This window comes from Plantactinospora endophytica, from assembly GCF_016862915.1.
Taxonomy (GTDB): Bacteria; Actinomycetota; Actinomycetes; order Mycobacteriales; family Micromonosporaceae; genus Plantactinospora; species Plantactinospora endophytica.
The window spans coordinates 88,696-111,946 of record NZ_BONW01000004.1; the positions used below are offsets into that span (position 1 = coordinate 88,696).

Below are 23,251 nucleotides of genomic sequence, written 5' to 3' on the forward strand. Positions count from 1 at the left end.
GGCCCGGGCCAGTGACGCCCGGCCGGCGGACCGCCAGGCTGGGGCCGTGACGACGAGCGAAGAACCGGCGGTACGCCTGCGCGGCCTGCACCGCACCTACGGCCACCGGGGTACGACGGTGCGGGCGCTGAACGGGGTGTCGGTCGACTTCCCGGCCGGCTCCTTCACCGCCGTGATGGGCCCGTCCGGTTCCGGCAAGAGCACGCTGCTGCACTGCGCGGCGGGGCTGGACCGGCCGACCGGCGGCGAGGTGCACCTCGGCGGTACCCGGCTGGACGACCTGTCCGAGACGCGGCTGACCCTGTTGCGGCGGCAGCGGATCGGCTTCGTCTTCCAGCAGTTCAACCTGCTGCCCGCGCTGACCGCCGAACTCAACGTGGCGCTGCCGCTGATGCTGGGCGGGCGTCGCCCGAAGCGGGCGGAGATCCGCGTGGCGCTGGCCGACGTCGGGCTCGCCGACCGGCTCGGGCACCGGCCCGCCGAACTCTCCGGCGGGCAGCAGCAGCGGGTGGCGATCGCCCGGGCGCTGGTCACCCGACCCGAGGTGCTCTTCGCCGACGAGCCGACCGGCGCGCTGGACTCGGCCACCGGGCGCGAGGTGCTGACGCTGCTCCGGGGCATGGTCGAGGAGCGCCGGCAGACGGTACTGATGGTGACGCACGATCCGGTCGCCGCCGCGTACGCCGACCGGGTGCTCTTCCTCCGCGACGGCCGACTCGCCGGTGAGCTGGTCGGGCCGACGCCGCAGGCGGTCGCCGAGCGGATGACCGGGCTGGAGGCCGAGGCGAGCGGGGCGGTCCGGTGATCGCCGTCGCCCTGCGTACCCTGGCGGCCCGCCGGACGAGCTTCGTCGGCTCGTTCGTGGCGCTCGCCCTCGGTGTGGCGCTCTTCGCCACCGCCGGCCTGACCCTGGCGGCGGTACTCGACGGGCCGGCCGAACCACCCCGCTGGTATCCACACTCGCCGGTGGTGGTGGCCGGGCCGGACGGTGCCGGCGTGACCGCCGAGGACCCGGACGGCCCGCCGGCCAACTCCGGCCTGCCCCCGGGCGAGCGGGGGTTCGTTCCGGCCGACGCCGCCGCGACGCTGCGGACGCTGCCGGGCGTGACCGACGTGGTCGTCGACTACGCCGGCTACGCCGCTTTCGCCGACGGTTCCGGCAAGGTCGACGCGCCGGTTGCGGCTGGTGGCGGCGCGGCCGGCGGCACCGAGGCGCATCCGTGGGCGGCGAGCCTGCTGCATCCGTACCGGATGGTGGCGGGCGGGCCGCCGGTCGCCGACGACCAGGTGGTACTCACCGCGCCGACCGGGCGCCGGCCCGGCGATCCCGTCGTCGTGGCCACTGTGGACGGTCCGCGCCGTTTCACGGTGAGCGGGATCGTCGAGACCACCGCCGGGCCGGCGTTGTACGTCACCGAGGCCACCGCCGTGCGGCTGGCCAGGGGACGGGTGGCGGCCGTGGCCCTGCTCGCCGTGCCCGACACCGACGCCGAGGCGCTGACCGGGCGGGTGGCGACCGCCCTGGCGGACCGGCATCCGCAACTGCGGGTGCTGACCGGCGACGACCGACGCTCCGCCGAACCCGACCCGGACGCCGGGCTGCTGGTGGCGACCGCGTCCCTGGTCGGTAGCACCGCCGGACTCGCCGGCTTCGTCTGCGTCGTCGTGGTCGCCGGTACGTTCGCGTTCACGGTCGCCCAGCGTCGGCGCGAGTTCGCGCTGCTGCGTACCGCCGGTGCCACGCCCCGGCAGGTGCGTCGGCTGGTTCTCGGCGAGGCCGCGCTCGTCGGGGCGTTGGCCGGGGCGGCCGGGTGCGGGCTGAGCCCCGTGCTCGCCCCGCTCTTCGCCCGCTGGCTCACCGACAACGGGCTCGCACCGGCCGGGTTCACCGCCCGGACCGCCTGGTGGCCACTGGTCGTGGCGTTCGGGCTCGGGCTGCTCGTCGCGGTGGCCGGTGCCGGTACCGCCGCCCGCCGGGCCGCCCGGGTACGACCGGTCGAGGCGCTGCACGCCGCGACCGTGGAGCCCGGTGGCAGTGGCGTCGTCCGGTGGGTCTGCGGGCTCGGCTGCCTCGGCGGAGTGGTTCCGATGCTGCCGTTCCTGAGCACCCCGGAAGGCGCCGCCTACCTGCTGGTGGTGGTGATGCTGCTGGTCGGCGGCTGCGCGCTGCTGCTGCCCGTACTCGTCCGGCCGGTCGGTCGGCTGTTGACGCCCGGCCGGGGGCCGATCGCCGTACTGGCCCGGGCCGGGGTGCGGACGGAGAGCCGGCGGTACGCCTCGACCATCGCCCCGGTGCTGGTCACCGTCGGGCTGGCCGGCGGTGCGCTGGCCGGTACCGGAACCATCTCGGCGGCCGGGGCGGCGAGCCTGCGCGACCAGCTCACCGCCCCGCTGCTGGTGGTACCCGCCGGAGCGGCCCGGCTGCCGGAGACGGCCGGCCCGGCGGCCGGCGGCGTGCCCGGGGTGACCGCCGCCGTCCGGGCGAAGGCCACGGGGGTCTTCGACGCCGGGCGCAACGGCACACTGCGCCAGCGCACCGCCTGGTACGTCGACGGTCCGGCGGCCGGCCGGGCGCTGCGGCTGCCGGTCGTCGACGGCTCCCTCGACGGGCTGGCCGGCGAGACGGTGGCGGTCAGTGCCCGGCTGGCCGGAAGCTCCGGTTGGACGGTCGGCGACCGGGCCGAACTGTGGCTCGGCGACGGCACGCGCGCCTCGCTGCGGGTGGTCGCGGTCCTCGACGACCGGCTCGGCCTGCCGGACGCCCTGCTGCCCTGGTCCCTCGCCACGGCGCACACGAGCGTCCCACTGCCGGACTCGGTCTACCTGGGGCTCGCGCCGGGCGCCGATCCGGCCGCCGTCGAGGCGGCGGTCGCCCCGCTGGGCGGGACGGTGACGGACACCGCCGACCACCTGGCCGTACTCGACGAGGAGTTCGACCGGCTGAGCCGGCTGTCGCTGCTCGCCATCCTCGGTATGGCGCTGGTCTACACCGCCATCTCGATCGCCAACACGGCGCTGATGGCGACCACCGGCCGGGTACGCGAACTGCGCACCCTGCGGCTGGCCGGGGCGACCCGCCGGCAGATCCTCGGGCTGGTCGGCCGGGAGGCGGTCACCGTCGGCGTCGCCGGTGCGGTGTTCGGTGCCCTGGTGACCGGGGCCAGCCTGCTCGCCGTACGGGTCGCGCTGGCCGGGTACGCCGACACGGTGCCGATCCAGGTGCCGTGGTCGGTACTGCTCGTCGCCGTCGCGTCGGGTTCGGTACTCACCTGCGCCGCCAGCGTGGCACCGGCAGCCGTCGCGCTACGCCACCGCTGACCGCTCCGGTCAGAGCCGTCGCTGTGCCGGCTCGGCGGGTCCGTCGCGCCGGCTGGCGGCGAGGAAATCGGCGAGTACCTCGGTGTGGGTGGAGAAGGCGAGCGGGGCCGGCTCGGTGAGCACCAGCCACTCGGTGGATTCCTCGGTCGGCGCCGAGGCCGGCAGCGAGTCCGCCGGCCGCACCGGCAGTACGCCGAAGACCAGGATCGCGCCGGCGGCCGGGGCGCTGTGCACGGCGTGCAGTCGTACCGTCGAGGCGTCGGCGACCAGCCCGGTCTCCTCGCGGAGTTCCCGGACCAGCGCGTCGCGCCAGTCCTCGTCATGATCGATGAACCCGCCGGGCAGCGCCAGCAGCCCCCGGCCCGGCTCGATGTCGCGGCGCTGCACCACCACTCCGATGCCGTCGGCGGTCAGCACCGGCAGGATCGCCACCGCGACGGGGCTCGGGTTGCGCCAGGTGGTCCGGCCGCAGCCGGCGCAGACCCGGGGCCAGTCCGATGCCGGATAGGCGGCGCCGCAGTACGAGCAGTGCGAGTGCAGGACACCGGTCACGGCGAGGAGGCTACCGGTCCACCCGGCCGGCTCGCGCCGCCGACTGCCCGGGTCCGCGCCGCCGATGGCCCGGGTCCGCGCCGCCGCCTGCTCGGGTGCGGCCGGCGACCGCCCTGGCAGGGGCTATCGTGCGGGAGACGATCGACAGCATGGGGACGAGGTGTTCGCCGGTGGGGTGGCTTCGGCTCGTCGCCGACCGGCTGCGCCAGGGTTGGCTGCCGGTGGTCGAGGCGACGATGGCCGCCACTGTCTCCTGGGCGATCGCGGCGGCGGTGCTCGGCCATCCGCAGCCGTTCTTCGCCCCGGCGGCGGCGTTGATCGTGCTCGGCCAGGCCCGGGGCCAGCGGGTGCGCCGCGCCGTGGAGGTGGTGCTCGGGGTCGCGGCCGGAGTGCTGGTGGCCGACCTGGTGGTGCAGGCGCTCGGCCGTACCACCTGGACGGTGTTCACCGTCGTGCTGCTCACCGTCGGGCTGGCCACGGCGACCGGTGCCAGCAACGTCTCCGTGGTGCAGGCCACGGTCTCCGCGCTGTATCTGGTGGTGGTGCCGCCGTCGACCGACGCGCTGGTGCCGTTCCGGTTCGTCGATGCGTTGATCGGTGGGGTGGTGGCGCTGGCTGCGAGCCAGTTGGCCAGCGCCCGGCAGCCGCTCGCCCCGCTGCTGGCCGAGTCGCGCCGGACGTTCGCCGCGCTGGCGGAGCTGCTCGGCGAGATCAGCGAGGCGCTCGACCGGGGCGACGAGGCCGCCGCGCTGGCCGCGCTCGACCGGGCCCGAGGGCTCGACGCCGCGGTGGACCGGCTCCAGACGGCGGTACTGGCGGCCGGGGAGGCGCTGCGGCTGCACGTGCGGCGCCGCCGGCACATCGGCCGGGTACACGCGCTCAACGCGTCGAGCCGGCAGGTCGACTACGCCGTACGCAACCTGCGGGTGCTGGCCCGGGCCGGGGTGGCGCTGACCCGGTTGCCGGTGGCGAGCCCACCGGAGTTGGGCGACGCGCTGGGTTCGCTCGCCGAGGCGATGCGCTGTGCCGGTGAAGCACTCGCCGCCGACCTGGCCGGACAGGACGAGGCGGCCGACCGGTACGCCGAGCAGACCGACGCCGCCGCCCTGGACGCGGTACGCACCGCCGGGCGGCTGCTCACCCGGGAACCGCCGCTGCCGATCATCATGATCGTGGGTCAGGTCCGGGCAACCGCGATCGACCTGCTCCGGGGCGTGGGTGCGGACGACGTGGCGGTGCTGGGCCGGGTGGACGAGGCACTCGGGCTGCCGCCACTCTGACGCGTAACGAGGCTCGGACTGCCGCCACGCTGACGCGTAACGAGGCTCGGGCTGCCGCCACTCTGACGCGTGACCAGGGACCTACCGGGGCTGACCGGTCGGCGGGTGGCGGCGCAGTGCCAGCAGGGCGACGTCGTCGGCGGGCTGCTCGACGCCGAGCCGGGCCATCACGGTCGCGCAGACCGTCTCGGCCGGGCCGGGCTGGATCGCCGCGCGCAGCCGCCCCAACCCGACGTCGATCACCTCGTCCCGGCGTTCCACGAGCCCGTCGGTGTAGCAGACCAGGACCGCGTCCGGCGGGAACTCGACCGAGGTGCTGCGGCGGGGCGCCGGCCGGGCGATGCCGAGCGGCAGGTCGACGGGGAGTTCCACGGGCTCGACCGGGCATCCGGGCCTGGCCAGCATCGGCGACAGGTGGCCGGCGAGCGAGACGCGGATCTGCGTCCGGTCCGGGCTGACCAGCGCGTAGAGCACTGTGGCGAGCTTGCCCGCCTCGAAATGCTGGATCTTGTGGTCGAGCCGGGTGAGCGCGTCCGCGGGATCGTCGCACTCCAGCGCGTAGGCCCGTAGCGCGCTGCGTAGCCGTCCCATCACCACGGCCGCCGGGAGGCCGTGCCCGGAGACGTCGCCGACGACGATGCCGAGCCAACCGGAGGGAAGGGCGAAAACGTCGTACCAGTCACCGCCGATCCCGGTCTGCTGGCCGGGGACGTACCGGGCGGCCATGTCCACGCCGGGCGCCTCGGGCAGCCGGGCCGGCAGCAGGCTCCGTTGCAGGGCGAGCGCGGCGGTCCGGTCGATGCTGCCCATTCGGGCCTGACTGGCCAGACTGGCGCGGTCGGCGACGAGTTGGAGCAGCCGGATGTCGTCGGCGCTGAACCGGCGTGGGGTGAGGGTGCCGACGTGCAGTACGCCGACGAGTTCGGAGCCGGCGAACATGGGTACGCCGAGCATCGACCGGATGCCCTTGTCGAGCAGGATCGGGTTGACCACCTCGGTCGGCGTCACGTGCTCGATCACCACCGGTTGCTTGTCCTGGGCCACCCGGCCGGCGAACCCCCGGCCGACGGCGATCCGGAAGCCCTGCCGGACCTCCTCCTCCAGCCCCTTGGCGGCGGTGGCCACGAGCTGTTGGGCGTGCTGGTCGAGCAGCAGGATCGCGGCGGTGTCGACCCGGAGGATGTCACGGATCCGGCCGAGCAGTTCGTCGAGCAGGTCGTCCACGTCGAGCCGGGACAGTGTCGAGTCGGTCACCGCCTCGATCCGGCGCAGCCGCTCGTCTGCGCCGGAACCGTCCGCCTCGATCACGCCGGAAAGCCTAGCCCGTGGCCTACCGGGGCGTCGCTGGTCGGCCGGCGGTTCGGAAGAGGAACCGGTGAAGCGCCGCGCCGATCGGCGATAACCGGAGAAATCCCGCGATCCGGGTACCTGGGCCGGGCGGCCGGCCGGGCACTAGGATCTGCGGGCGCCAACCGGTCGCAGGTGCCGGACCAGCCGTACGAGGAGACTCAGATGATCTTTATCACCGCGAAGTTCCGAGTGCTGCCGGAGTACGCCGACCGGTGGCCCGAGATCGCCGGTGACTTCACCCGGGCGACCCAGGCCGAGCCCGGCTGCCTGTGGTTCGAGTGGTCCCGTAGCGTCACCGACCCGACCGAGTACGTCCTGGTCGAGGCGTTCCGGGACGGCGACGCCGGTGCGGCGCACGTCCAGTCCGCGCACTTCCGCCAGGCGCAGCAGACGCTGCCGCAGCACCTCGCCGAGACCCCGAAGATCGTCAACACCACGATCCCGCAGGACGACTGGTCGACCCTAGGCGAGATGGCCGTACCCGAGCGGAGCTGAACCCCGCCCGCCCGCTCCGGCCGCCGAGCCCGGTCCTGGAAGGTCGAGGCGGCGACGGCCGGACCCGTTCACGGAGGTTCGGGCAGCGCCGGGCCGACCCGGTGGCGGAAGGTCGGGCGGCGGTTACCCCGTCGGCGTGGCCGGGCGTGGAACCGGGCCGACCGGGGTGACCTGCGGTTAGGGTGGCCGCAGACGCGCCTCGCCGGACCAGGTGGGTACGGCAGGTCGGGAGGAGACGACCGGACATCATGCGGCTTGGCCTACAGATCCCCAACCTGACCTGGCCGAACGGGCCGGCCGGGCTCGGTGCCGACCTGGCTGAGGTGGCCCGTACGGCCGACCGGGCCGGGTTCGACTATCTCGCCCTGATGGACCACTTCTTCCAGATCCGGACTGTCGGCCCGGCCGAGGCGGAGATGCTGGAGGCGTACACCACGCTGGGCTTCCTCGCCGCGCACACCGAACGGGCCACCCTGTTGACCCTGATCACGGGGGTGCACCACCGTCCGCCCGGCCTGCTCGCGAAGACCGTGACGACGCTTGACGTCGTCTCCGGCGGGCGGGCGATGCTCGGCATCGGCGCCGGCTGGAACGAGGAGGAGTCCCGGGGCCTCGGCTTCCCGTTCCCGCCACTCGCCGAGCGTTTCGAACTGCTGGAGGAGACCCTGCGGTACGTCCTCCAGATGTGGTCCGCCGACGACGGGGCGTTCCACGGCCGGCACGTCCGGGCCGAGCGGCTGCTGAACTCGCCGCAGCCGCTGACCCGACCCCATCCACCGATCATGATCGGCGGCGGTGGGGAGAAGAAGACGTTGCGGCTGGTCGCGAAGTACGCCCAGGCGTGCAACCTGTTCAACACCCCGGAGTTGGCGCACAAGCTGGACGTACTCCGGGAGCACTGCGAGCGGGAGGGCCGGGACTACGACGGGATCACCAAGACCGTCTACCAGTTGATGGACATCGGGGAGAACGGCGAGAAGACCGGTGAACTGATCGACGAGCTGCGTCGGCTGCGCGACCTCGGTTTCGACGTGGCGATCGGGGCGGTGCCGCAACTGCCCCGGCTGGACGTACTGGAGCGGTTCGCCACCGACGTCATCCCGGTGGTCCGGCAGTTCTGACCGGCATGCCGGCCCTGGGACATCGCCATCGACCGGTTCGGGGTTCCGCCCCGACTCTGCCGAAGACCGGGCGCAGCGTGTGGAGCACGGTGTCTCGCCGGTCCGACCGGCGGAAGAGCCCGGACGGCAGGGTGTCCACTCCGGACGGCCGTCGGTTGGTCAGCTTCCTACGGTTGATCCGGCGCCCCGATCCCGCCGGTCACTCTGTCGAGGAGGTCGGCGCGGCGTACCGGTGTGCGGTCGCCCCGAGGCCGACGGCCGGCAGGATCGCCTGCTCCACGATGGCGGCCAGTACGGCGTCGCCCGGCAGGTGGTCGTTGTCGGTGCTGTACTTGAGCACCAGCGCCTCGCCGATGTCCATCACCACCGGGGTGAGCAGCGCGGCATCGAGCTGACCCTGTGCGGCGTAGTGCCGGAGCACCGTACTGGTGAAGGTGCCGCCCCGGGCGTCGAAGACCCGGGTGTAGAGCGCCGCGACCAGGTCCGGATGGCGGTGCCGTTCCATGATGATCGCCACCACCGCGGCGGCGGCCGGGGTGGTCATCCAGTCGACGAGCTGCCGCAGCGCCCGGATCAGGTCGCCGCGCAGGTCGTCCGCGCCGGGCGAGGGCGCCTCCTGCGGGTGCGCGTCGTGCAGCGCGTCGAGCAGCAGTTCCCGGGGCGACGACCAGCGCCGGTACAGCGAGGTCTTGGCGGTGGCCGCCTCCTTGGCGATGCCCTCCATGGTGAGCCCGCCGACGCCGACCTCGGCCACCTGGCGCAGCACGGCCGCGTGGATCGCCCGGAGCAGCTCGTCCCCGCGCCGCCGGGTACGCCGCTCCGGCTGCGGGCCGGGTTCCTTCTCGCGCATGCTGCCTCTCCGGTAAGAAACGCTTGCGTATCTTATTTGCGGGATGTTAGATACGCAGGCGTAGCTAAGTCTCGCACTCGACCCGGCGATTGTGCCGTCCGCCGGCCGTTCGACGCGAGCTGCCCCGCCCACACCGGGCACAGCGACGGGGGGAAACCATGTCCACGCTTTCCGGCCACACCGACCAAGGGCGCGGCGACCACGCCGACGCCGGGCCAACCGGCCGAAGCCACCGCGACCACACCCACGCCGGGCCGACCGGCCACGACGACACCGGCCACGCCGACCACACTGCCCCGTCCCGGAAACCCGGCCCGGGGCAGGCCCGATCCCTCGCCCCCGACCTCGCCCGGGGGACGATGCTGCTGCTCATCGCGCTGGCCCACGCACACATGTACCTCTACGGCCACGGCACCCTGTTCCGGGGCTACAGCACCGACGGCGGCACCGTCGACCGGGTGGTCGCCGGCCTCCAGGTGCTGCTGGTCGACGGCCGGGCACTGCCGATGTTCGCGGCGCTGTTCGGCTACGGGCTGGTCCGGCTGGCCGACCGGCGGGCCGCGTCCGGCGCCGACTGGCCACAGGTACGCGGCCTGCTGCGCAGGCGCAGCCGGTGGCTGATCGTGTTCGGCTTCGTACACGCGCTGCTGCTCTTCTTCGGCGACATCCTCGCCACGTACGGCCTGCTCGGGCTGGTGCTGGTCGGCATGCTCCGGGCCCGGGACCGTACCCTGCTGCTGGTCGCCGGGCTCTGGACGCTGGTCTTCGCCCTGGTCTCCGTGGTACCCCCGTTCGGCGTCATCGAGAGCGGGCCGACCCCGCTGCCGACCAGTGCCGAGTCCCCGCTCGCCGCGATCGCCCCCCGGGTCGGCACCTGGGCGGCGCTGACGCCGATGCTGGCCCTGGACGTGGTCACCCCGCTGCTGCTCGGCATCTGGGCGGCCCGGCGCCGGCTGCTCGACGAGCCCGGTCGGCACCGGCGACTGCTGACCCGGGTCGCGCTGGGCGGGATCGGCCTCGCCGTGCTCGGCGGCACCCCGTTGGCGCTGATCGACGCACGGGTCTGGACGGACTGGACGGCGGCGACCGCCGTACCGGCGTACGTGCTGCACAGCCTGACCGGCATCGGCGCCGGTCTCGGCTACGCCGCGCTGGCCGGACTGGTCGCGCACCGGCTCTCCGCCGCACGCGGCGTACCCGGCCGGGTGGCCACCGCGCTCGCCGCCTGCGGGCAGCGTTCGCTGACCTGCTACCTGCTCCAGTCGGTGGCCTTCGTGGCGGTCTTCTCACCCTGGGCCGGCGGGCTCGGCGGGCGGCTCGGCGACGCCGGTGCCTCGGCGGTGGCCGCCACCGTCTGGCTGGGTACCGTGCTGCTCGCCGAGCTGATGCGCCGGTCGGGACGGCGCGGGCCGGCCGAGGTGCTGCTCCGCCGGCTCAGCTACCGGAAGACGCCGCTGGCCGCCGCCGGCCAGTCCGGGACGGCAGCCGGAAGGTAGCGCCGAGTCGACCGACCGGGGCCGACTACTATCGTGATCTCAGCGGCCTGTCGCTGGAGCGGGCGCCCGACGGCCAGGGATCGGGCTGCCGGCGTCCAGCTCGTGGGGCCCGACCGGATGATCGAGGAAGGGGCCACGCGGTGGCGGCCATAGAACGTACTCTTGTCCTGCTCAAGCCCGACGCGGTCGCGCGCGGGCTGACCGGACGCCTGGTGCAGCGCTTCGAGGACGTCGGCCTCAAGATCGTCGGCATCAAGATGAAGCAGATGGACGCGGACCTCACCCGCCGGCACTACTTCGACCTGGAGGAGCGGTTCGGCAAGGGCGTCTACGACGCCACCGCCACCTACATGCAGCAGGGCCCGGTGGTCGCGCTGCTGCTGGAGGGCGTCGAGGCGGTGGCGAACGTCCGTCGCATGATCGGACCGACCTTCCCGGGGCAGGCGGCGCCGGGCACGATCCGGGGCGACTTCGCGCACATGTCGAAGGCGTACGCCGAGGCGACCGGCAAGGCCATCGCCAACCTGGTGCACGCCTCCGGCAGTGTCGACGAGGCGAAGTACGAGTCCGAGCTGTGGTTCGGCGCCGACGAGCAGTTCGACTACCCGGGCCTGGCGGAGCGGTACGTCTTCTGACCGGCCCGGCCACGAGTTGACCCGCACCCCCTGTCGGCAGGCCCGGCAGGGGGTGCACTCGTCCGCGCCGTTGCGGACGAGTGCACGATCAGGGCCGGTGCCGATCCGGCGGGCGGTCCGGCCGGCGGCGCTCACCGCGCCGGAGTTCAGCCGGCGGTGGTCGCCGAAACGCGGCGGTGCGTACGCATCGCGTGTTCGAGTACGGCGATCAGCACCTCCTTGCCGGACTCCCGCCGCCGCGCGTCGCAGAGCATGACCGGTACGCCCGGGTCCAGGCTCAACGCCTGCGTCACCTCGTCGAGCTGGTACTGCCGGGCGCCCTCGAAGCAGTTCACCGCCACGATGAACGGCGTGCCGTGCTTCTCGAAGTAGTCCACCGAGGGGAAACAGTCGGCGAGCCGGCGGGTGTCGGCGAGTACCACCGCGCCGAGCGCGCCGAGGGCCAGCTCGTCCCAGACGAACCAGAACCGGTCCTGGCCGGGGGTGCCGAAGAGGTAGAGCACAAGGTCGTCGGTGATGCTGATCCGGCCGAAGTCCATCGCCACCGTCGTGGTGGTCTTCGTCTCGATCCCGGAGAGGTCGTCGACGCTGACGCCCTCCTCGGTGAGTACTTCCTCGGTGCGGAGCGGACGGGTCTCGCTGACCGCGCCGACCAGGGTGGTCTTGCCGACACCGAAGCCTCCCGCGATCAGGATCTTGACGGCGGTCGGCATCAGTTCGCCGGACGCCCCGGTCCGATCGGCACTGTCAGAGGGTTCGTAGTCCATTTATCACCTGTTCAAAGATGCTGTCATCGGTCAGGACCGGTGTCGGCCGTGGCTCGACCACCCGGACGAGTTGTCGTTCGAGGAGATCGCCGAGGAGTACCCGGACGGCGCCCAGCGGCAGGTCCAGGTGAGCCGCCACCTCGGCGACCGAGAGCCGTCGCCGGCAGAGCGCGATGATCGCCAGGTGCTCGGGCCCGAGCCCGACGTCCTGGGACGCGACCGTCCGCGCCGTGCTGACCTGCGACACCAGGTCGAACTTGCCGGTCACCGGCCGGGCCCGCCCCCGAGTCACCGCGTACGGCCGCACCACCGGGCCGGCGTGCTCGTCGACCCAGTGGACGTCGGGGGGCTCCTCGTACTCGGTCATGGTTCCCGGATCACTCCCGTCGGAGCGCCGCGTCGGGTGCCCGGGTGCTGGAGGCGAGGTACTTGCCGGCCCGGGTCACCAACATCGCCATCTCGTACGCGACCAGCCCGACGTCCGCGTCCTCCGACGCCAGTACGGCGAGACAGGCACCGTGCCCGGCCGCCGTGACGAAGAGGAACGCCGACCGCATCTCGATGATGGTCTGCTGCACCGGCCCGCCGCCGAAGCGCTTGCCGGCACCCCGGGCCAGGCTCTGCACACCCGACGCGACCGCCGCCAGGTGCTCGGCGTCGTCCCGGTCCAGTTCCCGCGACGAGGCCATCAGCAGCCCGTCGACGGAGAGCAGGATCGCGTGCTGGGTCTGTTTCACCCGGCCGACCAGGTCGTCGAGCAGCCAGGTCAGGTCGAGGTTGGACGCTGTCTTGTGCACGGGTTCGTCCCTTTCTTTGCCGGTGATACCGCCATCTCGCCCGGTGGGCGGTCAGGCCCCGGGTGAAGCCGATCCGGTGGCGCTACCGTCGTCCAGCGGGCGCGCGGCGTCGGCCCGCCCGCGCCGGGTCCCCGACTGGTAGGAACTCATCATCCGGCGGATCTGTTCAGGAGTCCGGGGGGCCGGTTCGTCCGCCGGCTCCGGCTCGGCCCGGGCGTCACCGTCCCGCAGCGGCGCGGCCAGGTTCGCCTGGCGTACCCGGACCGGCAGGCCGGACGGGGTCAGCGAGGCCGTTCCGGTCGCCCGGCCCGATCCGGTCTCCGGGGGCGGCGGTCCCGGGGCGACCTGCGGCCGGGGCGGGGTGCGGACCGGCCGTGGCATCGGAAGGTCGGGATCCGGCGACGTGAGGTCCGGAGCCGGACGGTCCGAACCCGCTGGTGTGAGGTCCCGAGCCGGCAGGTCCGGGCCCGGTGGTGTGAGGCCCTGGTCCGGCAGGTCCGGGCCCGGTGGCGTGAGGCCCCGAGCCGACAGGTCCGGACCCGGTGGCGTGAGGCCCCGAGCCGAGAGGTCCCGAGCCGGCAGGTCCCGGGCCGGCGGCGGTGCGAGGTCCGGTGCCGCCAGGTCGGACGCCTGCGGTGCGAGGTCCGGTGGCTGCGGTGCCAGATCCGACGTCTGCGTCGGGCGCCGTGCCGACTCCCGCCCGGCCGGACGGTCCGCCGGGCGGCCGGGGTCCCGCCCGGCCGGAAGCCGGACGCTTCCGGTGATCGCGCTCGCCGCGAGCCGCTCGACCGGCATCGAGCCGGTGGTCGGCGCCCCCTCCGCACTGCGGTCCGTGACCAGGGTGAGCGGGAGCAGCACCACAGCGGTGGTGCCGCCGTACGGCGACTCCTTCAGCCGAACCCGTACGCCGTGCCGCTCGATGAGCCGGCTGACCACGTACAGGCCGAGCTGGGCGGCACCACCGGTGAGGGTGAACTCGTGCTGGGTGGCGATCCGCTCGTTGGCGGCGGCCCGGTCCTCGTCGCCCAGGCCGAGGCCACGGTCCTCGATCTCGACGGCGTACCCGTTCGCGACGAGCTGGCCGCTGACCTGCACGGCGGTGTGCGGGGGAGAGAACGAGAGCGCGTTCTCGACCAGTTCGGCGATCAGGTGGATCACGTCACCGACGGCCCGGCCGGCGAGGTCCACGGCGCCGACCGGCAGCACGGTGACCCGGGCGTAGTCCTCGACCTCGGCGACCGCGCCGCGCAGTACGTCGATCATCGGGACGTTCCGCCGCCAGGCCCGGCCGGGCGTCGCGCCGGAGAGCACGATCAGGTTCTCGGCGTTGCGTCGCATCCGGGTGGCGAGGTGGTCCACCCGGAACAGGTCCTCCAGCTCCGCCGGGTCGGTCGCCCTGCGCTCCATCGCGTCCAACAGGGTGAGCTGCCGGTGGATCAGCGCCTGGGTACGCCGGGCCAGGTTGAGGAAGATGTCCCGGACGCCACGACGCAGCTCGGCCTGCTCCACCGCAATCCGTACGGCGGTCTGCTGCGCGACGTTGAACGCCTGGGCCACCTGCCCGATCTCGTCCGGGCCGATCTTGAGTGGCGGCGCTTCGGCGCCGACGTCGACCGTCTCGCCCCGGCCGAGCCGGGCGACCAGGTCCGGCAGCCGTTCGTCGGCGAGCTGGAGTGCCGCCTGGCGGAGCCGTTCGAGCTGGCGCACCATCGACCGCGCGGTGTTGACCGAGATGACGACGGCGACCAGGCCGAGGAGGGCCATGATCAGCATCCGTACGATGGTCCCGATCGCGCCGGGGGTGGCCGCCTTGACCACCTCGTCGCCTCCGGCGACCTGCAACCGGAGCAGTTCCTGCAACCCGGGCTCGATCACCGCGCGCCACTCGTCGGCCGGTACCGCCGGGCGGCCGTTCGGCCGTCCGTTGAGGACGATCCGGTCCTCGACCGCCCGCAGTCGGGCGAGCGGCCCCTGCTGGAGCGCCTGGCGGTAGCGGTCCTGGTCGGCCCGGGGCAGCTCGGCCATGGCCTCGTCCGCGATCAGCCGCTCGGCGCCGATCAACTGGACCACCCGGGCGTGCTCGGCCGGGCTGATCCGGTTCGCCGCGTACGCCCCGACGAGCAGCGCGTCCGCCTGGGAGGCCAGTTCGCGTGCCTTGGTGAACCTGATCAGGCTCTCGACCCGCCGGTCGATGTCACCGGCGTCGAGATTGCCCAGTGACCCGTAGATCCGGAAGATCGTCTCGATCGTCTCGGTGTACGCCTGCGCGGCGGCCAGCCGCTCGATCCGGCGTGCGTCGACCGCCTCCCGGACGGCGGTCAGCCCGTCCAGTTCGGCGAGTGCGTCGTCGACCCGCCGTTCCAGTTCCGGCCGGGCCGCCAGCTCGGTGAACCAGCGCCGCGCGTCGGTCCGGAAGATCGCCACATCGGCCCGGACCTTCCGGCGTTCGGTCTCCAACGGCTCCCGGGGTGGTGCCTCCGGTGCGCCCAGGTAGTCGAGGGAGAGCCGGCGTTCGTTCTGGAGGTTGAGGATCAGTGGTTCGGTCGGCGCGTACACCTGGGCTTCCAGGGTCTGCACCCAGACCAGGTTCAACCCGTCCCGCAGGGTGACCCACGCGCCGAACGCCCAGAGCGTGATCAGGATGAGCAGCAGGGCGACGACCTTGGTACGCAGGCGAGAAGCACGAAAGCCCATTACACCGTCCCGGGCCGGTCGGAGGCGATTGGTCGACTACTCACCGTGTCTGGCGTCGTGCCCGCACTTGGGTCGCAGCCACGATCTTCGAGTACCCGGCGCACGCTAGCAGCGCCCGGTGTGATGCCTCAACCCCCGGTTTGAACGAAGATCACCTTTTTGGCCCGTACCGGGTGGTTGGCCTGCCGATAAGGCGCCGGTGATGAATCTCTACATCCGGAATGTCCACCCGGGCCGGTGCGCGGGGTCCGGCTCGGACGGTTCCCCGGCGAGGATCGGCATCCATTGATAATCTTCGTCGAGATCGGGTTGTCCGCGTGGGCCAGTCGTGGCCGAGGGTTGATCGGGGGCGGTTGGATGCTCGACCAGCGGCTGCACCACCATCTGGTGACCTGGCTGGGCCAGTGGCCGGCCGGCGGGCCGCTGGACGTGGTCGGCTCCGACCGCCGTATCCAACCGGGCTGGGACGGCGAGACACATCCGGTCGTCGGGGTCGGCAGCCCGTTCGGGGTCGTACTCTCCGTGCCGCCGGCTCGGGCCGACGCCGTACGGGCGCTGGGGCGCCGGCCCATCGCGGCCCTGCTCGCCGAGTTGCCCGCCGTGGTGGAACTGCCCGCGTGGTCGGGCTACCGGGCGGTGTTCCGGCACACGCTCGACCCCGCACCGCTGCCGGACCTCGGCGAGTGGGTCGACGCGGCGGATCCCGTGGTGCCGGCGTGGCTGCGGCCGTTCGGCGGCGAGGTGCTGGTGCTGCGGGATCCCGACGGCGGCTACCTCGCCGGGGTCGGCGTCAAGCGGCACGACGGATACGGGCACGAGATCGCCGTCGGCACCGAGCCGGCGGGTCGGGGGCGGGGCCTGGCCCGCCGGCTGGTGGCGCAGGCGGCCCGGCGGGTGCTGGACGAGGGCGCGGTGCCGACGTACCTGCACGACCCGCAGAACGTCGCGTCGGCCCGGGTCGCCGAGGCCGCCGGGTTCGCCGACCGGGGCTGGTCCGCCTACGGACTGGAGAAGGCGGACCAGCCGGTGACCCCGTGACGACGGGACCGTCCGATCAGGACAACGCGGGTCAGCCGCAGACCCTGCCGACCCCGACGCCGCCGGGCACCGTGCTGGGCACGCTGGCCGGCGGATCCACCGTGTACGGATAGAAGCCGCGCGGCTCGACCACGGTGCCGGCGGTCTGCGGTGCGCCCGAGTTGACGTAGACGTTGTTGCGCTCCACCACCCGGCCGGGACCGCTCTTGTCGTAGCCGACGTAGATCGGGTGGGCCACGTTCTCGAAGTAGTTGCCCTCGACCAGCAGGCCGGCGTTCTCGGTGGAGGCGATGCCGTAGAGCGCGTTGTTCCGGTAGTAGTTGTTGAACACGTGCACCGGGTCGGCGAAGCGCACCCGGGGATGCCGCTGGTCCGTACCGTCGAAGAAGTTGTGGTGGTACGTCACCCGCAGCTTGCCGACGTCCGCGGTGTACGTGTCGGAGTGGCCGACCAGGGACGACTTGCTGTGGTGGTGGAACCTGTTCCAGGAGACCGTGACGTAGTCCGACTCCCGCTTGATGTCGAGCAGGCCGTCGTAGCCGTCGGACAGGTCGTTGTGGTCGATCCAGACGTGGTGTGCCTTGTTGGTGACGCTGATCGAGTCGTCCTCGGCGCCGGTGAACCGGATGTTCCGGATGATCACGTTGTTGCCGGGCCGGGTGGTGGAGCCCATCTGGAGGCCGCCGCCGGTGATCTCGGCGGTGCTGCCGACGCCCAGGATGCTCTTGTTCGCCACCACCGTGACCATGTCGTCGACCTGGATCCGTCCGGAGATCCGGATGACGTAGGGCCCGGCGCGGCCGGCGTAGTCCGCCAGGGCGGCGCCGGTGGTCACCGTCACGGTGGGCCCGCCCGCCCCGCCGGTGGTGCCGTTGAAGCCGAGGGCGTTGACCGAGGCGAAGCCGATCGGGGCGTCCGTACAGAGGATCGTGGCGTCGCCCGCCGAGGCGGTTCCATGTCCTGGCCCGGCCTGGGCCGGCCCGGCGGCACCGGCCGCGACCAGCGCGAGTACGCCGACGAGCCCGCCGGCCAGCGTCGACCGCCGTCGAGTGGCCGGGCGGTGCCGGTGTGACGGGGCGGGTGGGGTGGTCGGGGCCCGGCGGGCGGCCCGGCACGGGACGGGGCCGGTGCGCGGGGTACCGACGGATCGAGGAGTCATCTGCGATCTCGGTTTCTCGGGACACGTCGCCGCCCGGGCGACGCGGGGGTGGCGGAGCCGGTGGGGTGCGCGGTGTGTGCAGCGAGAGTTGGTGCCTCCGCCCGGGTGGCCGGTACGGAACGGGCGGAGGCGGGAAAGCGCTTTCCTGATCCCCACGATAGGTGCCCCACCGACGTTCGTCAATCGATGCCCCGGGGGGTGCGCGGTGTGTGGTCCGCGGACCGTGGACCCGCGCCGGGCCCACGGTCCGCGTCCTCTCCCAGGCCGAGATCCAGGCGGCGATGCCGTCGCGGGGTCCTCGTGCTGCCCTCACGGTGCCGGTAACGCTACGTATTTGCCCTGATCACGGCAAGCCTGCGGTGGCCCTGTCCGAACTGGCCGTTCGGCGGATCCGGCTGGGCGGCGATCAAGTTATGTGACCTGCGGCGGCGGCCCCGGACGGCGGCCGGACCGTCCGGGCGGGCGAGCCGGCGCCGCCCGGGGTGCCCGACCACCGCGACGAGGAGCCGGCCGGCCCCGAACCGTCCGACGGCCTCAGCGGTCCCGGTCAGTGCCGGAGCGACCTGATCAGTTCCAGCACCTGGGTGGTGACCGGACGCAGCACCCGGAGCCGGGAGAGCCCGACCAACCGGTCGACCAGCGGTACGGCGCCGTCGATCAGCAGCCGGGTCTTGGACTGGTCCGGCGACCGGTCGTGCACCCAGTAGAGGATCACGCCGAGATAGCCGAGCCAGAGCAGTTCGGGCAGGTCGGGGCGGAGTTGCGGGTCGACCTTCGCGGTGGAGCCCGCGAGTACCTCCTCGAAGAGCCGGATCGCCTCCGTCCGCGCCTCCGACGACTGCGCCGAGAACGGACTCAGCGGCGACGTCGGCTCGGCGGCGGTCTTGAAGAACGTCGCGGCGAAGGCGTGCGACGGGGTCAGTACGTCGATGCCGGCGTGCAGCACCGCGCGCAGCCGGGCGGCGAAGTCGGTCTCGGCGGCCAGCGCCGGGGCGGCGGCGACCACGTGGTCGGCGTGGGTACGCCGGTAGAACCCCTGGATCAGGTGCTCTTTCGACTCGAAGTAGTAGTAGGCGTTGCCCACCGCCACGCCGGCCTCCCGGGCGATGGCCCGCATGGTGGTCTGGGCGTACCCGCGTTCGCGGAACAGCCGCAGCGCCGTCTCCAGGATGAGCTGCCGGGTCTGCTCGCCCCGGGCCGTGCTGGGCTCGGGCCCGACCGTCCCCGGCCCGCCGACGTCACCGCCGCCACTGCCACGTCCCGTGCCGCCGCTGCCGCGTCCCGTGCCGCCACCGGTCCGGTCGACCGGCCGGTCCGTCGAGTCACCCGCAGCGGTCCTCGGCGCAGTCTGCTCGCTCATCACGGCTACGGTAACCCGGTTCGGAGGTCCGCTCGCGCAGTGCCGACGCCGCCGCGACCACCCGCCGGGCCATCGGCAGCAGGTGCGGCTCGGCGAGCCGGTCGGCCAGGCCACGGTACCCGGACAACGCCCAGAGGCAGGCGAGCCAGGCGCCGTCGCCGACGTACACCTCGCCGGTGTCGGCGACGACGGTGATGTCCCGGAGCGTCGCCCGGTGGTCCAGCCCCGGAAACCGTTGCCGGGCGGTGGCCGATCCGGCCGGCACGAACTCCAGGGGTACGAGCTGGGGGCGCGACTCCAGCCATCGCCGGGCCGCCCGGCACACCGGGCAGTACTGGTCGTACAGCACGGTGAACGTGCCGATCCCACCGGCCCCGTGCCCGGTGGGATCGGCGGCTCGTGCGCCGGCCGTCACGGCAGGCCGGCCGGACCGGGATGCCCGGACGGGTGCGGACCGGGCTGGCCGGGCGGTGCCATCGGCGGCTGCGCACCGGGATAGCCGACCGGTACAGCGACCGGGGGTGCCATCGGCAGCCGGCCGGCCGGCGGCAGGGGCGGACGGGTGGCGAGCTGGCGCTGCCGTCCCCGGCGGTAACGGTTCAGGGCGAAGACGTTGAAGAAGTGCAGCGCCCCGAGTACCAGCAGCACCAGCCCGATCTTCTTGGACAGTTCCTCCATGGCCCGGCTGGCGGTCGGCAGGTCGCCGCCGTGCTTCATGGCCACCGTGACGTAGCCGAGGTTGAGCAGGTAGAAGCCGACCACCAGCAGGCTGTTGACGGCTTTGGCGAGCCGGATGTCGTCGAAGACCTCCTCCAGGAACACCAGCCCGTTGCGGGAGAGCGTGCTCGCCACCCAGATGGTGAGCCCGATGCTGATGGCCAGGTAGCCGAGGTACATCCAGACCTTGATGTCCACCGCTCACGTCCTTTCTGAACGTGTTCAACTTGCGGTCGCCCTGAGCCTAGAACGAACCTTGAACGCGTTCAAGAGACGCCGGTCACGTCCTGACCACATGAGACGGTCGTGATCGGACAGCCGGCCGGGGAGGGGCCGACTGGAAACAGCGGGCCTCAAGGACGAGAGCCGAGGGATGCGGCGCAGAGGGATGCGGCGCCGGGGGATGCCGTACCGGGGGCGGCCGGCTCGGTGGTGGGCGCGGTCAGGCGGTCAGGTGCAGCGCCTCGGCGGCGGCCCGGCCGTTGGCGAGACTGGCGCCGTACGTGGTGACGAAGGCGCGTACGCCCACCGGGCGCCAGCCGGACGGCCAGCCCATCTCCACCACGGTCACCGGGTGGCTGCCGGCCAGCGACTCGACCAGTTCGGGCCCGCCCGGCAGTCGGTGCAGGTGCCGGCCGACCAGCACGATCGGCCGTCCGGCGGCCCGCTCCCGGAGCGCCTCCGGATCGGTCTCGGCGGCGACGACCCGCAACTGCTCGGTGCCGTTCAGGTGTGGCCCGAGCCCCCACGGCACCCGCCCCTCGGCGATCGTGGAGGCGGAGAAGAGCTGCACCACCAGCGGTACGCCCAGGCCGTCGAGGCTGCCCTCGACCCGGACGGCGCGGCGCGCGGCGGCGTACCCGAGATCGGTTCCGGCGGCCCGGACCGGCGCGGCGGCCCGGGTCCAGGCGGCGAGTGCGGCGGTCCGCTCGGCGGCCTGCTCCACCCGGGCCAGGTCGAGGCGGCCGTCGCGCAGTGCGGCCGTGATCTCGGCGACCACCTGCTCGACCAGTTCGGCGTCGACCTGGGCGCCGATGCAGAGCAGGTCCGCGCCGGCGGCCAGCGCCCGGACCGCACCCGGGCCGATGCCACCGGCGGCCACCGCCGCACCCTTCATCTCCAGCGCGTCGGTCAGCACCACGCCGGTGAAGCCGTATTCGCCCCGGAGCAGGTCGTCCAGCACGGCCGGGCTGAACGTGGCCGGGTCGTCGCCGGTGAGCGCGGGTACCCGGATGTGCGCGGTCATGATCGCCCTGGTGCCCGCCGCGACCACCGCCGCGAACGGCGGCAGGTCGCGCTCCCGGAGCAGCTCCACGGGTACGTCCACAGTGGGCAGTTCGAGGTGCGAGTCGGCGACCGTGGCGCCGTGCCCGGGGAAGTGCTTGGCGCAGGCGGCCACCCCGGCGGTCTGCAACCCGGTGACCGCGGCGGCGGCGTGCGCTGCCACCCGGGTCGGGTCGGCGCCGAACGCCCGGGTGCCGATGATCGGGTTGTCGTCGGCGGTGTTGACGTCGACGGTCGGCGCGAGGTTCACGTTGACCCCGACCGCCATCAGGTCGTTGCCGATCGCGTGGTAGACCCGCTCGGTCAGCGCCACGTCGTGCACGGCGCCGAGCGCCGCGTTGCCCGGGTACGGGCTGCCGGTGGCGTGCGCCAGTCGGGTGACGTCGCCACCCTCCTCGTCGATCGCGATCAGCACCTCCGGCCGGGCGTCCCGCAGCGCGGCGGTGGTGGCGGCGACCTGGTCCGGGTGGTCGACGTTCCGGCCGAACAGGGTGTGCCCGGCCAGCCCTTCGGCGAGCAGGTCGAGCGCCCAGCCGGGCGGGGTGCTGCCGGGGAAGGCGGCGAGCAGCGTACCCAGCGCCAGCCGGCGAATTCCTGGATCGGTCGGCACGTTTCTCCCCCTTCGGCCCTTTCCCGGGTCCGAGTGTCGCATCGAGGTGGGCCGTCTCGCGGTCAAGCGCTACCGGATCGGCTTAACACTCCGGCTGCACCGGGCCATTACGCTACGGCTACTCCCACGAAGGTTAGCCTAGCTATTAGGAAAGCTTCTTAAACAAGAGGGAAACTGCATGGCGAGCACCCGGCTACCTGGTACACCCCGCCTGCTCCGCGCGCTCAACGACCGGGCCGCGCTGGAGTTGCTGCTCTCGCGTGGGCCGCTCACCCGCGCGCAGCTCGGCGAGCTGACCGGGTTGTCCAAGGTCACCGCGTCCCAACTGGTGGAACGGCTGGAGGAGCGCGGGTTGGTCAGCCGGGTCGGCGAGCAGGCCGGCGGGCGCGGCCCGAACGCGCAGCTCTACGCCGTACGGCCGGGCACCGCGCACGTGGTCGGCGTCGACGTGGAACCGGACCGGGTGGTCGCGGCCTGCGCCGACATCACCGGCGAGGTGATCGGCCGGGTGGAACAGTCCACCCGGGACACCGACGACCCGGTGGGCGTCGTGCACAACGCCGTGGTGCGGGCGGCCAGCGACGCCGGGGCCGAGCTGGCGACAGTACGCCGGGTGGTGCTCGGTACGCCCGGTCTGGTCGACCCGGCAACCGGCGACATCACCTTCGCGTTCAACCTGCCGCGCTGGCACCGGGGCCTGCTCGCCGCGCTCCGCGAGGACCTGCGCACCCCGGTGGTCTTCGAGAACGACGTCAACCTTGCCGCGGTCGCCGAGGCGGAGTCCGGCGCGGCGCGCGGGGTGGACGACTTCGTGCTGGTCTGGCTCGGCGTCGGCGTCGGCCTGGCGATCGTGCTGAACGGACGGCTGCACCACGGCAGCACCGGCGCGGCCGGCGAGATCGGCTACCTGCCGGTGCCCGGCGCTCCCATTCCCCGGGACGCCTCCCGGCGGGCGAAACCAGCGTTCGGTCAGCTCGCCGGCTCCGACGCGGTCCGGGCGGTCGCCCGGGAGCACGGCTTCCGGGCCGGTACGGCGGCGGACGCGATCCGGGCCGCCATCGCGGCCGGCACCGAGGGCGGGCCGGTACTCGACGAGGTGGCCCGGCGCCTGGCGCTCGGGGTGGCCAGCAGTTGCGTGGTGCTCGACCCGCCGCTGGTGGTGCTGGCCGGCGAGGTGGGCCAGGCCGGCGGCACCGCGCTGGCCGAGCGGGTGCAGCACGAGGTCGCCGCGATCACCCTGGTCACGCCTCGGGTGGTGCCGACCGAGCTGACCGAGGAGCCGGTGCTGCGCGGAGCGCTGCGGGTGGCCCTCGACGCCGTCCGGGACGAGGTGTTCGGCTCCACCCTCGGCTGACCCGCGACGCATCCCCGCCTCCGACCCGCGACGCATCCGCGACGTCGAGCCGTCCCGCGTCGGCGACCAGGCCGGGACAGCCGTAACCTCCACGGCTCGGTGCGTCCGTCGCCCTGGCATGTAGATATTTTTCGTTACCTGCCGGTCAGATGCAAGCTCTCGACATAGACAGATGTGAGGCTATACGGTACGGCCACCCGGCGTCCCGACCCCCGGGACGTCCACCCTCCGGGGAGGAGTGACGGTGACCGAACGGAACCCCCAATCGCGTACGCGCCACCTGCTCGGCGCCACCCTGATCGTGTCCCTCGCCATCGGCCTCGCCGGCCAGCCCGCGCTGGCCGGCCGACCCGCTCCCGTCGACCTGTCGACCG

General features: G+C 73.4%; 21 protein-coding genes. 9 read left to right on the forward strand and 12 right to left on the reverse strand.

Translation table 11 applies throughout. The features are described 5' to 3' along the window. The first annotated feature begins 46 nt into the window (after positions 1–46). Together Pen02_RS06120 and Pen02_RS06125 are read left to right on the forward strand one after the other, a co-directional pair. A complete protein-coding gene (locus tag Pen02_RS06120; RefSeq protein ID WP_203864945.1) occupies positions 47–805 on the forward strand; it encodes an ABC transporter ATP-binding protein in 759 nt (252 codons plus the stop codon). Then, on the forward strand, positions 802–3,318 hold the full coding sequence (locus Pen02_RS06125; protein WP_203864946.1) for an FtsX-like permease family protein: 2,517 nt from the start codon (positions 802–804) through the stop codon (positions 3,316–3,318). The genes Pen02_RS06120 and Pen02_RS06125 overlap by 4 nt, the downstream gene beginning before the upstream one ends. Before the next feature lie 9 nt (positions 3,319–3,327). Here Pen02_RS06125 and Pen02_RS06130 read toward each other — a convergent pair whose 3' ends face one another. Then, positions 3,328–3,870, reverse strand: a complete 543-nt coding sequence (locus tag Pen02_RS06130) for an NUDIX domain-containing protein (RefSeq protein WP_203864947.1) — start codon at positions 3,868–3,870, stop codon at positions 3,328–3,330. Between the two features lie 170 nt (positions 3,871–4,040). Between Pen02_RS06130 and Pen02_RS06135 the strand changes: the two genes are divergently transcribed. Beyond that, positions 4,041–5,150 (forward strand): FUSC family protein, encoded by a 1,110-nt coding sequence (locus tag Pen02_RS06135; RefSeq protein ID WP_239140136.1) that lies wholly within the window; start codon positions 4,041–4,043, stop codon positions 5,148–5,150. Positions 5,151–5,231: 81 nt separating this feature from the next. On the opposite strand, the gene Pen02_RS06140 is transcribed toward Pen02_RS06135, so the two are convergent. Continuing rightward, positions 5,232–6,458 carry a PP2C family protein-serine/threonine phosphatase gene (locus Pen02_RS06140; protein WP_239140138.1) on the reverse strand — a complete coding sequence of 409 codons (1,227 nt, stop codon included), beginning with the start codon at positions 6,456–6,458 and terminating at the stop codon, positions 5,232–5,234. Positions 6,459–6,662: 204 nt separating this feature from the next. Here Pen02_RS06140 and Pen02_RS06145 point away from each other — a divergent pair, with 204 nt between their 5' ends. After that, positions 6,663–6,995: a putative quinol monooxygenase gene (locus Pen02_RS06145; RefSeq protein WP_203864948.1), complete on the forward strand. Its 333-nt coding sequence runs from the start codon at positions 6,663–6,665 to the stop codon at positions 6,993–6,995. A gap of 248 nt (positions 6,996–7,243) precedes the next feature. Further along, positions 7,244–8,116, forward strand: a complete 873-nt coding sequence (locus tag Pen02_RS06150) for an LLM class F420-dependent oxidoreductase (protein WP_203864949.1) — start codon at positions 7,244–7,246, stop codon at positions 8,114–8,116. Positions 8,117–8,315: 199 nt separating this feature from the next. Here Pen02_RS06150 and Pen02_RS06155 read toward each other — a convergent pair whose 3' ends face one another. After that, positions 8,316–8,966 carry a TetR/AcrR family transcriptional regulator gene (locus Pen02_RS06155; RefSeq protein WP_203864950.1) on the reverse strand — a complete coding sequence of 217 codons (651 nt, stop codon included), beginning with the start codon at positions 8,964–8,966 and terminating at the stop codon, positions 8,316–8,318. 158 nt (positions 8,967–9,124) lie between these two features. Between Pen02_RS06155 and Pen02_RS06160 the strand changes: the two genes are divergently transcribed. Both Pen02_RS06160 and Pen02_RS06165 read left to right on the forward strand, forming a co-directional pair. Then, positions 9,125–10,462 carry a DUF418 domain-containing protein gene (locus Pen02_RS06160; protein WP_203864951.1) on the forward strand — a complete coding sequence of 446 codons (1,338 nt, stop codon included), beginning with the start codon at positions 9,125–9,127 and terminating at the stop codon, positions 10,460–10,462. A 140-nt stretch (positions 10,463–10,602) separates the two neighbouring features. Then, entirely contained in the window at positions 10,603–11,097 is a 495-nt protein-coding gene (locus tag Pen02_RS06165) for a nucleoside-diphosphate kinase (protein ID WP_203864952.1), read from the forward strand. Positions 11,098–11,243: 146 nt separating this feature from the next. On the opposite strand, the gene Pen02_RS06170 is transcribed toward Pen02_RS06165, so the two are convergent. Genes Pen02_RS06170 through Pen02_RS06185 form a run of 4 tightly spaced genes read right to left on the reverse strand, consistent with a single transcriptional unit; the run spans position 11,244 to position 15,355 of the window. Further along, the gene (locus Pen02_RS06170) at positions 11,244–11,864 is read right to left on the reverse strand and encodes a GTP-binding protein (protein ID WP_203864953.1); all 621 of its coding nucleotides are present in this window, start codon (positions 11,862–11,864) and stop codon (positions 11,244–11,246) included. Beyond that, positions 11,845–12,231, reverse strand: coding sequence for a DUF742 domain-containing protein (locus tag Pen02_RS06175; protein WP_203864954.1), 387 nt, complete (start codon positions 12,229–12,231; stop codon positions 11,845–11,847). Before Pen02_RS06175 ends, Pen02_RS06170 begins: the two co-directional genes overlap by 20 nt. Positions 12,232–12,241: 10 nt before the next feature. Then, positions 12,242–12,661 (reverse strand): roadblock/LC7 domain-containing protein, encoded by a 420-nt coding sequence (locus tag Pen02_RS06180; RefSeq protein ID WP_203864955.1) that lies wholly within the window; start codon positions 12,659–12,661, stop codon positions 12,242–12,244. Between the two features lie 51 nt (positions 12,662–12,712). Further along, on the reverse strand, positions 12,713–15,355 hold the full coding sequence (locus Pen02_RS06185) for a sensor histidine kinase (protein ID WP_203864956.1): 2,643 nt from the start codon (positions 15,353–15,355) through the stop codon (positions 12,713–12,715). A gap of 357 nt (positions 15,356–15,712) precedes the next feature. On the opposite strand from Pen02_RS06185, the gene Pen02_RS06190 reads away from it, so the two are divergent. Next, entirely contained in the window at positions 15,713–16,393 is a 681-nt protein-coding gene (locus Pen02_RS06190) for a GNAT family N-acetyltransferase (protein WP_203864957.1), read from the forward strand. Positions 16,394–16,424: 31 nt separating this feature from the next. Here the strand turns inward: Pen02_RS06190 and Pen02_RS06195 are convergent, their stop codons facing one another. From Pen02_RS06195 to Pen02_RS06215, 5 genes are all read right to left on the reverse strand, one after another. Further along, a complete protein-coding gene (locus tag Pen02_RS06195; protein WP_203864958.1) occupies positions 16,425–17,552 on the reverse strand; it encodes a pectate lyase family protein in 1,128 nt (375 codons plus the stop codon). A 547-nt stretch (positions 17,553–18,099) separates the two neighbouring features. Next, complete coding sequence (locus Pen02_RS06200; protein WP_203864959.1) at positions 18,100–18,912, reverse strand: TetR/AcrR family transcriptional regulator; 813 nt, start codon at positions 18,910–18,912, stop codon at positions 18,100–18,102. After that, complete coding sequence (locus Pen02_RS06205) at positions 18,875–19,327, reverse strand: thiol-disulfide oxidoreductase DCC family protein (protein WP_203864960.1); 453 nt, start codon at positions 19,325–19,327, stop codon at positions 18,875–18,877. Before Pen02_RS06205 ends, Pen02_RS06200 begins: the two co-directional genes overlap by 38 nt. Continuing rightward, on the reverse strand, positions 19,324–19,827 hold the full coding sequence (locus tag Pen02_RS06210) for a hypothetical protein (RefSeq protein ID WP_239140139.1): 504 nt from the start codon (positions 19,825–19,827) through the stop codon (positions 19,324–19,326). Before Pen02_RS06210 ends, Pen02_RS06205 begins: the two co-directional genes overlap by 4 nt. 244 nt (positions 19,828–20,071) lie before the next feature. Continuing rightward, on the reverse strand, positions 20,072–21,523 hold the full coding sequence (locus tag Pen02_RS06215; protein ID WP_203864961.1) for a glycoside hydrolase family 3 protein: 1,452 nt from the start codon (positions 21,521–21,523) through the stop codon (positions 20,072–20,074). A 178-nt stretch (positions 21,524–21,701) separates the two neighbouring features. On the opposite strand from Pen02_RS06215, the gene Pen02_RS06220 reads away from it, so the two are divergent. Then, positions 21,702–22,877, forward strand: a complete 1,176-nt coding sequence (locus Pen02_RS06220; protein WP_203864962.1) for an ROK family transcriptional regulator — start codon at positions 21,702–21,704, stop codon at positions 22,875–22,877. The last annotated feature ends 374 nt before the right edge of the window (positions 22,878–23,251 follow it).

Coding starts and splice junctions, on each gene's coding strand:
- Pen02_RS06145 (WP_203864948.1), top strand. CDS start 6,663: ATGATCTTTATCACCGCGAAGTTCCGAGTGCTGCCGGAGTACGCCGAC.
- Pen02_RS06150 (WP_203864949.1), top strand. CDS start 7,244: ATGCGGCTTGGCCTACAGATCCCCAACCTGACCTGGCCGAACGGGCCG.
- Pen02_RS06155 (WP_203864950.1), bottom strand. CDS start 8,966: ATGCGCGAGAAGGAACCCGGCCCGCAGCCGGAGCGGCGTACCCGGCGG.
- Pen02_RS06160 (WP_203864951.1), top strand. CDS start 9,125: ATGTCCACGCTTTCCGGCCACACCGACCAAGGGCGCGGCGACCACGCC.
- Pen02_RS06170 (WP_203864953.1), bottom strand. CDS start 11,864: ATGGACTACGAACCCTCTGACAGTGCCGATCGGACCGGGGCGTCCGGC.
- Pen02_RS06175 (WP_203864954.1), bottom strand. CDS start 12,231: ATGACCGAGTACGAGGAGCCCCCCGACGTCCACTGGGTCGACGAGCAC.
- Pen02_RS06185 (WP_203864956.1), bottom strand. CDS start 15,355: ATGGGCTTTCGTGCTTCTCGCCTGCGTACCAAGGTCGTCGCCCTGCTG.
- Pen02_RS06190 (WP_203864957.1), top strand. CDS start 15,713: ATGCTCGACCAGCGGCTGCACCACCATCTGGTGACCTGGCTGGGCCAG.
- Pen02_RS06195 (WP_203864958.1), bottom strand. CDS start 17,552: ATGACTCCTCGATCCGTCGGTACCCCGCGCACCGGCCCCGTCCCGTGC.
- Pen02_RS06200 (WP_203864959.1), bottom strand. CDS start 18,912: ATGAGCGAGCAGACTGCGCCGAGGACCGCTGCGGGTGACTCGACGGAC.
- Pen02_RS06220 (WP_203864962.1), top strand. CDS start 21,702: ATGGCGAGCACCCGGCTACCTGGTACACCCCGCCTGCTCCGCGCGCTC.